The following is a 2,063-nucleotide window of genomic DNA, read 5'->3' as shown; positions in this document are numbered from 1 at the left end:
AACTCAAAGGAGGAATTACAGAAGATTGCCGAATGGTAGTTGGTGGAGGGGGCTGTTCCACTTCTTTCTCCACTATCCACTAATAACCTCTCCACTTCTCTTACAAGTGTATCCTCATCACTATGCTCGTTGAGCACTTCTTCCAGCTTACTGTAGAAACTACTCAGATGTCCACCATTAAACTTATCCTATAGATTCCCGCTCCCCTTTGCCCTTTGCCCTTTGAATAATCTGATAAAAGTATCTGCTACCTGGTGGTTGCCATCGTGAATAGTTATAGACATGAGTGAAGTGGAGAAAGTGCGAATAGAGCATAATTTGGTATGCACGGCTCATAATCTGAAGGTAATATGGGCTAAGATGGCAGGAAAAGTGGCAGTCCTGGGTAAGATTGGGGGTTTAATTGCCAATTCGGCATCTGAACTCAGGAACTTTTTGCCTTCTCCTCGTTATCTCTCTTCAACTCGGCTACTATCTCCTCCATACCCTTTATCTGGAGTATCAAACTTTGATACTCGATACTCGCTTGCCAATATTGACATCTCTACGCGCTGACTTTTCGCCATCAAAGGGATAATGCGATGCTTATATTTAAGTACTCATGCATCCACTCCAGATGTTCTTACCACCTAACCGTTATTGCAAGATATCGCATAAAAAGTTTTTAAAGTAAAGGTAGCTATACAAGTACGATATAGTTAGATATAGTTATAGCAAGTAGGTGAGGAAAGGATGGAGAAAGGAGTGGGAAAAAGAATGAGAATATCTATTTCTATTGGTGTATTGCTCGTGGTGTGCTTGGCGGTGATGGCACAGGTAATAGCACAGCCTTCGTCGTTTCTGATCTGTGGGTGGGTCAACACAGGTGGTGGCGAACCATGCAATAATCCCATAGTAAGCATATCAAATTTGAACACAGATGCAGAGTGGCAGGCGGAGACAAACGCAACTTCTAACTATTATCAGCTCGTTCTTGACAGCAACAATGTGAGCACAGGCAACATACTCAGGATAGAAGTCTCAGGTTGCAGCCAGTCAAAGACGGTAGAGCACGAGGTAACGCAATCGGATATTGATAATGGTGGGATATTTCTTAACATCTCACTTGAAGCGCCAATCAATATCTTCCTTCGCGCTGATAGCATCACAGGCAACATCTTCAATGTCTCCTACACGGTCAATCCCGGTACAGTCACAGAGGACGGTGTCACAATCAATAACCAGACCGCAATGGGTGCTGTTGTTGCTTACTGTCAGGACAATGGCATCAATGTGGATATAACGAGTACCTGGGGTCTGTATCTTTTACAGATCGGCAATAACGAATCCGATTACAACTATTGGTGCTATGCGGTTGACGAAGTGGTGCCAGGAGTAGGCGGTGCTCAATACTCGCTCTCAGGCGGAGAGTCCGTACACTGGTATAACTGTGGGCTGAACTACTACACGGTGCTCACGACGCTTAACACGAGCATGATAAATGCCGGTGGCTACCTCAATGCGACGGTTACATGGAAGAACTTGAGCGGGATGTATCCACTTCAAGGTGCGGATGTCTATGTCTCAAGTGCTGCATATACTCCGGGAACAAAAGTTGGAACAACCGGATCTGATGGTAATGTTACATTCCAGTGGTCCACACCTGGCGTGTGGTATGTCTATGCCGTTGACCCCGTGCATGGAAGCGGGATATACAACTACCCGCCTGTATCATTCACCTGCGAAGCAACAATCTTTGACACCGGCAAAGGAACATACCCCAGCATCTCAGGCACGCATTACGGCACTATCATTCCTAACCGAAACATCACGGTGAACAGAATATACTCGTATCCGTGCGCTGGCACTGGCGGTCATATTGAATATGCGAAAATATGGAATGAAACCACTGGAGAATGTGCTGTTGCAGAGTGGAACGGCTACCACGTCGCTGACTACCTCAATCTTACATTCAACACAACGCTCACACTTGAGAGAGACGTAATCTACAATTACATCATAGAAACAGGCTCGTATCCGCAGATAATACACGCACCCTACAAACAGCTAAATGAAGGGAACAT

At 45.4% G+C, this 2,063-nt stretch carries 2 protein-coding genes; both read left to right on the top strand.

Going from position 1 to position 2,063, the window contains the following annotated elements; all coding sequences use genetic code 11:
* Window positions 1-282 precede the first annotated feature (282 nt).
* Window positions 283-555 carry a hypothetical protein gene (locus J7J01_04945; protein ID MCD6210226.1) on the top strand — a complete coding sequence of 91 codons (273 nt, stop codon included), beginning with the start codon at window positions 283-285 and terminating at the stop codon, window positions 553-555.
* 177 nt (window positions 556-732) lie between these two features.
* The coding region (locus J7J01_04940) for a hypothetical protein (protein MCD6210225.1) at window positions 733-2,063 on the top strand (1,331 nt) is incomplete at its 3' end.

It is taken from the genome of Methanophagales archaeon, from assembly GCA_021159465.1.
In the GTDB taxonomy this organism is placed as follows: domain Archaea; phylum Halobacteriota; class Syntropharchaeia; order Alkanophagales; family Methanospirareceae; genus G60ANME1.
The sequence above is the reverse complement of the archived record's forward strand: the minus strand, read 5'-3'. Positions and strand labels throughout refer to the sequence as shown.

What these genes read in the sequence shown, in the direction of transcription:
- J7J01_04945 (MCD6210226.1), top strand. Translation starts at nt 283, where the DNA reads ATGAGTGAAGTGGAGAAAGTGCGAATAGAGCATAATTTGGTATGCACG.